General features: G+C 66.0%; 7 protein-coding genes. 2 read left to right on the top strand and 5 right to left on the bottom strand.

What is annotated here, in order from left to right:
* The coding region (locus VML93_RS24775; RefSeq protein WP_325614916.1) for an ATP-binding SpoIIE family protein phosphatase at window positions 1–1,605 on the top strand (1,605 nt) is incomplete at its 5' end.
* 56 nt (window positions 1,606–1,661) lie between these two features.
* On the top strand, window positions 1,662–2,681 hold the full coding sequence (locus VML93_RS24770; RefSeq protein WP_325614915.1) for an iron-containing redox enzyme family protein: 1,020 nt from the start codon (window positions 1,662–1,664) through the stop codon (window positions 2,679–2,681).
* Window positions 2,682–2,688: 7 nt separating this feature from the next.
* Here the strand turns inward: VML93_RS24770 and VML93_RS24765 are convergent, their stop codons facing one another.
* The 5 genes from VML93_RS24765 to VML93_RS24745 all read right to left on the bottom strand — a co-directional run.
* Window positions 2,689–2,907, bottom strand: coding sequence for a CDGSH iron-sulfur domain-containing protein (locus VML93_RS24765; protein ID WP_325614914.1), 219 nt, complete (start codon window positions 2,905–2,907; stop codon window positions 2,689–2,691).
* A complete protein-coding gene (locus tag VML93_RS24760; protein WP_414686437.1) occupies window positions 2,862–3,557 on the bottom strand; it encodes a HemK2/MTQ2 family protein methyltransferase in 696 nt (231 codons plus the stop codon). Before VML93_RS24760 ends, VML93_RS24765 begins: the two co-directional genes overlap by 46 nt.
* A 45-nt stretch (window positions 3,558–3,602) precedes the next feature.
* Window positions 3,603–4,175 (bottom strand): type 1 glutamine amidotransferase domain-containing protein, encoded by a 573-nt coding sequence (locus VML93_RS24755; RefSeq protein ID WP_325614913.1) that lies wholly within the window; start codon window positions 4,173–4,175, stop codon window positions 3,603–3,605.
* A 160-nt stretch (window positions 4,176–4,335) separates the two neighbouring features.
* On the bottom strand, window positions 4,336–5,322 hold the full coding sequence (locus VML93_RS24750; RefSeq protein WP_325614912.1) for an LLM class F420-dependent oxidoreductase: 987 nt from the start codon (window positions 5,320–5,322) through the stop codon (window positions 4,336–4,338).
* Window positions 5,323–5,385: 63 nt separating this feature from the next.
* The coding region (locus tag VML93_RS24745) for a GatB/YqeY domain-containing protein (protein WP_325614917.1) at window positions 5,386–5,550 on the bottom strand (165 nt) is incomplete at its 5' end.

The raw sequence follows: 5,550 nt of genomic DNA, 5'->3' as shown, positions 1-5,550 counted from the left end.
GACATTACCGCCCAACGGGCGTTTGCAGCCAGGGAAAGCGCGGTGCTGCGCCTGGCGACGGCTGTGGGTGTGGCCAAGAGCCTGGCGGAGGTGCTGTCGATCACCCTCGAGGAATGCCGCTCGGCAGTCGACGTGCAGCGGGTGGTCGCACTCATCTGGCCCTCGGGCGGCGGTGAACCAAGCATCCAGGTCGCCGGCGAGCCGTCGGTATCGACCTGGCGCGAACTGGATCCGTTCCTGCGCCAGACATTTCAGGACGCGCGCAATCAACTGCCGCTGACCGCCAGGACGGTCGAGGGGCCCGATACGCCGGGTAAGGCACGCGGCATGGTCGCCGTGCTGTCGGGTACCGGAGACGTTGCACTGTGGCTGGAGCTCAGGGTTCCCCGCTGGGTGGTCGCCGAGGACCGGCTCCTGGTCACGGTACTGGTCGGCCACCTCAGCCTGGCCATCCAGCATGTCCGCCAGTTCGAGATCGCCCGCGAGACATCGCTGACGCTGCAGCGCACGATGCTGCCGCCCGTTCAGCCACCCCCGGGTTTCGCGGTGCGCTACGAGCCCGCCGTCACGCCGTTGGAGATCGGTGGCGACTGGTATGACGTGCTGCCGGTGGGCGAACACCGCATCGGCATCGTCGTCGGCGACTGCGTAGGTCGCGGATTGCCGGCCGCCGCGATCATGGGTCAACTGCGCAGCTCGGCGCGGGCCCTGTTGCTCACCGGAGCCCAACCCGCCGTGTTGCTCGAACAACTCGACGCAGCGGCATCGCTCATTCCAGATGCGTACTGCACGACGGTGTTTCTGGCCATCCTGGACACCGAATCCGGGATCTTGGAGTACAGCAACGCCGGCCACATGCCCGCGGTGCTCGCCAGTCCCGAATCGGGTTCCCAATCGGGTTGTGGACCGGAGACGATCATGCTGACCGATGCAAGGTCGGTGCCGCTTGCGGTGCGCCGGGACAGCCCGCGCCCGCAAGCTTCCCAGGTCCTGCCGTCCGACTCGGCGCTGATGCTGTTCACCGACGGCTTGGTCGAGCGGAAGTACGAGTCGATTGACGACGGGATCGGGCGCGCGGCAGCTGTTTTGGCGGAGACGATGAAGTTGCCGCTCGACAGCGTCGCGGATGCGGTGCTTCGTGAGCTGGCTCCGCCGGCAGGCTATGACGACGACGTCGCGATGGTGATATACCGGCACCAATCCGCGCCACTTCGAATCGAAAGCGGTGCGACCGCCGATCAATTGGGGGGTATCCGGCACCGGCTCAGCGGGTGGCTGCGGGGGGCCGAAGTACCCGACGATCTGTCGGCTGACATCGTCCTCGTCGTCAACGAAGCGTGCACCAACAGCATCGAGCACGCTTACCGCGGACAGGACCCCGGAACCATGCTGCTCGAGGTCCAATCCGTCGACGGCGAGGTCCACGTGCGGGTCGCCGACACCGGTTCGTGGAAAACCCCGCCGACCAACCCCGGCAACAGCGGCCGGGGCCTGCTGCTGATCAGGGCCATCAGTGACTCGGTCGAAGTGGACAGCACCCCGACCGGAACCACCGTTGACGTCAGCTTCACGGTGCCCGCACCGACGGGCGCGACCAATCACTGAAAGTCCGCAGTAACTGGCCCTCGTTTGCCCGGACGACCAGCGGGTACGCCACCAGGATGACTGGCACATCGATCATCGTCGAACCGGCCCTGCCGGCCGCCTACGGACCGCTGTCGATGACCATCCGACGTGCGCTGACCGGCCCGTCGTCGCGCGACCAGCTCGCCCGCATCAGCGCGTCCGTGCGCGATTCTGACCCCTACGGTCTCGATCTGCAGCTGGCGCTGTACATGTGCTACGAGCTGCACTACCGGGGGTTTTCCGGCGTCGACCCCACCTGGGAATGGAATCCCGCGCTGCTGAACCTGCGCGCGGAACTGGAACGCGCGTTCTTGGCCGGCGTGCGCCGCGACGTCGGGCCCATCGAGCCCGGCGACACCTCGGCGGCCGAAATGGAAGCACTCTCAATCGAGCCCGTCGACGCCGCCGGTCCGACGCACTACCTGCGCGACACCGGAACCTGGCTGCAGATGCGCGAATACTTCGTGCACCGGTCGCTCTATCACCTCAAGGAGGGCGATCCGCACGCCTGGGTGATTCCACGGCTGACCGGCCGCGCCAAAGCGGCGTTTGTGGCGGTCGAGTTCGACGAGTACGGCGCCGGCGAGGGATCGCGGCTGCACCAGCAACTCTTCGCCGATCTCTTGCACGCCGCCGGCCTGGATTCGAGCTATCTGGGTTATCTCGACGCGGTCCCCGCCGAATCGCTGGCGGTGGTGAACCTGATGTCGCTGTTCGGCTTGCACCGGTGGTTGCGCGGTGCCGCGATCGGGCATTTCGCCGCGACGGAGATCACCTCGCCGCCGGGCTCCCGGCGGATGGTCCAGGCTCTGCGGAGCATGGAGGCACCGCGGGAATGTATTGCGTTCTACCAGGAGCACGTCGAGGCCGACGCGGTGCACGAGCAGGTGGTGCGCCTCGACGTGGTCAGTGATCTCGTGGCTCGTGAGCCGAGGCTGGACTGCGATGTCGTGTTCGGGATGCGAGCCTTTGCCGTCGTCGAAAATCGCTTGGCGGACAACATCATGGTGTCCTGGAAGCTGGGCCAGTCATCGCTGCGCCGACCGCTTCCCTAGTGCTCGCCTAGGGTCGACACCGGCGATGGCTGGTGTCGCACAGCGGATAGTCCTGGCTGCGCCCACAGGTACAGATGGCCACCGTGAACCGATCGGATTCGACGACACGGCCGTCGGGCATCTCGATTTGCACCGGGCCCGATATCAGCACCGGTCCTTTGGGTATCACGCGTACGCGGGTCAACGCTTGTCCGCCCGGATCACGACGAGTTGTTCCTCCCGGCATCCGCGCCGCAGCCGCCCGGTCTTCTCCAACCAGTGGGCTCGCGCCGTCAATACCGGACCGAATGGAATCCGTTGGGAAGCAATGACGTCAGCTTTCAGGCCGGTGAAACGCAAATGATCCAGGGATCGTCGGACACCCGCCAAAGCCGACTGCACCAGCAACAGGGATCCCCCGTGGCACAACATCTTCGACACCGATGCGCACAGCGGATCCAACACCAGCCGCCCGTCCGGGCCGGCATCCCACGCCCAGGACGGACCGACGCTTCCCGGAATCGCCTCGGGGGCAACGCCTTCCGGTGGAGCAGGCACGTAGGGCGGGTTGGAGACGACGACATCGAACGGGTCGCAGTCCAAGGCGCCCGTCCACGACCCTTCACGCACATCGATGTCGACCCCGGCACCGGCCGCGTTACTCTGCGAGCAGCGCACCGCGTGCGGGCAGATGTCGAAGGCGGTGACGCCGGCACATCCGATTTCGGCAGCCGCGATCGCGACAACGCCGCTGCCGGTGCATAAGTCGAGCACCCGACGGTGCGGAACAAGGCCCGTCGCACGCATCGTGTCGATCAGCAGACGGGAGTCATCCTGTGGCGGGTACACCTCGTCGGCTGCTGAGGCGTCGCACAACGCCGGGTACGTGATCGTCAACGTAGACCTTTCGACGCATCGCCGCGGCGGTCGCGGCGGGGTGAGCTAGGGCCGCCAGCGTGGCGAGCCCGCAGGGGCGTGGGCGAGTTCGTCGATCAACGCCGCGCAGAAGGACGGAAGGTCGGACGGCGAGCGGCTGGTGATCAGATTGCCGTCGACGACGACTTCCTGGTCCACGACGTGGGCGCCCGAGTTGCGCAGGTCGGTGCGAATACTGGGATACGAGGTGACCGTCCGGCCCGGCGTCACACCGGCCTCCACCAGCGTCCACGGTCCGTGACAGATTGCCGCGACCGGCTTTCCGGAGTGGACGAAGTCACGCACGAACGAGACAGCGCAGTCATCCAGCCGCAGCTTGTCCGGGTTTACCGTGCCGCCGGGCAGTACCAGGCCGTCAAATTCGTCTACCGACGCATCAGATACCGCACGATCGACGGTGAGTTCCCCCGCGGGCTCGAGATCGTGGTTGCGGGCTTGGATTTCGCCGGTCTTCAGCGACAACACTTCGATCTGGGCGCCGGCTTGCTGCAGCGCTTCGAGCGGCTGCTCGAATTCGACCTTTTCCACACCGTCTGCAGCCAAGATTGCGATTTTCTTGCCTTGCAACCGATTTGACATCGCTGTGCTCCTCTATGGATTGAGGACGAGGGAAATGATCACGACGGCCTAACTGCTGCTTAGAAGGCCCCTCTTCTCGTCCTGTCCCAGTCCTTAGCGGACCCAACCCGCCGGGACGACGGCAAGTGAATACCCCACTGGCGGAGCGCCAAACGTGGCGTCAGTTCGACGCGGCCCGCAGCGCTTCAAGCAACGGTTCGGCCGCCTCCTTCAGGAAGAGCTCCTGCGCCTCACCGCCGATCTGAACCAGCGCCACCTCGGTGAAGCCGGCTGTCCAGTACGGGCGGACAGCGTCGACGATCGCATCCAGATCGGGCCCGCAAGGAATGCTCTCGGCGACGTCTTCGCGACGCACGAACTGGGTCGCCCCGTCGAAACCGGCCGGCGTCGGCAAGTCGGCATTGACCGCCCAGCCGCCGGCGAACCAGCGGAACTGGTCGTATGCGCGTTCGATGGCGGCGGCACGATCCGGGTCCCAGCACACCGGCACCTGCCCGATTACCCGTTCGCCCCCGGCCACGTTGGCGGCCTGGCGGGCGGCGTGCCAGGTGGTGACCAGTTCTTCGTCGGGTTGGACGGCGACCAGATGGTCCGCGAGTCTGGCGAATTTCTCGACTCCCTTGGCCCCCGCCATCGCCACCGCGATGCCGACCGGCACGTCGGGCAGATCCCATAACCGCGCCGAGTCCACCTGAAAGTAGTCGCCGCGCCAGTTCACCAGATGACCGCCGAACAACTCGCGGATGATCTTGACGGCTTCGCGCAGCATGTCTTGCCGGCGCTCGATGGTCGGCCAGCCCTTCCCGACCACGTGTTCGTTGAGGTTCTCGCCGCTGCCCAGTCCGAGGGTGAACCGCCCGTCGGCCAGGATCTGCACGGTTGCGGCCTGCTGCGCGACGATCGCAGGGTGATACCTCATCGTCGGACAGGTCACATAGGAGTAGAGGTCGACCTGCTCGGTGACCTGTGCCACCGCGCCCAGCACCGCCCAGGCATTGGGAGCATGACCTTGCGATGCCAGCCACGGCGAGAAGTGATCGCTGCAGACTTCGAAGTCGAAACCACACTCTTCTGCTGAAATTGCTTCCCGCACAAGATCTTTCGGTCCACTCTGCTCGGTCATCAAGGTATAGCCGAACTTCGTCATAACGACACGGGTACCCCGGCGCCAGACGTGCAAACGATGGCGCTGCTTTCGCAGTGCCAGCCCTTACAGACGCTCCTTCACCGCCGTGGACAGGCGGGCACCGTCGGCTTTCCCGGCCGCGATCGCGGTAGCCGCCTTCATCACCAGCCCCATCTGCTTCATGGTGGGGCGTTCCCCGATCTCCTCGGCCACCTCGGCGATGGCGGTGTCGGCGACGTCGGCCAACTC

Source organism: Mycobacterium sp. (assembly GCF_035499775.1).
GTDB lineage: Bacteria > Actinomycetota > Actinomycetes > Mycobacteriales > Mycobacteriaceae > Mycobacterium.
This window is presented reverse-complemented; position numbering and strand designations above follow the sequence as displayed.

Coding starts and splice junctions, on each gene's coding strand:
- VML93_RS24770 (WP_325614915.1), top strand. CDS start 1,662: ATGACTGGCACATCGATCATCGTCGAACCGGCCCTGCCGGCCGCCTAC.
- VML93_RS24765 (WP_325614914.1), bottom strand. CDS start 2,907: ATGCCGGGAGGAACAACTCGTCGTGATCCGGGCGGACAAGCGTTGACC.
- VML93_RS24755 (WP_325614913.1), bottom strand. CDS start 4,175: ATGTCAAATCGGTTGCAAGGCAAGAAAATCGCAATCTTGGCTGCAGAC.
- VML93_RS24750 (WP_325614912.1), bottom strand. CDS start 5,322: ATGACGAAGTTCGGCTATACCTTGATGACCGAGCAGAGTGGACCGAAA.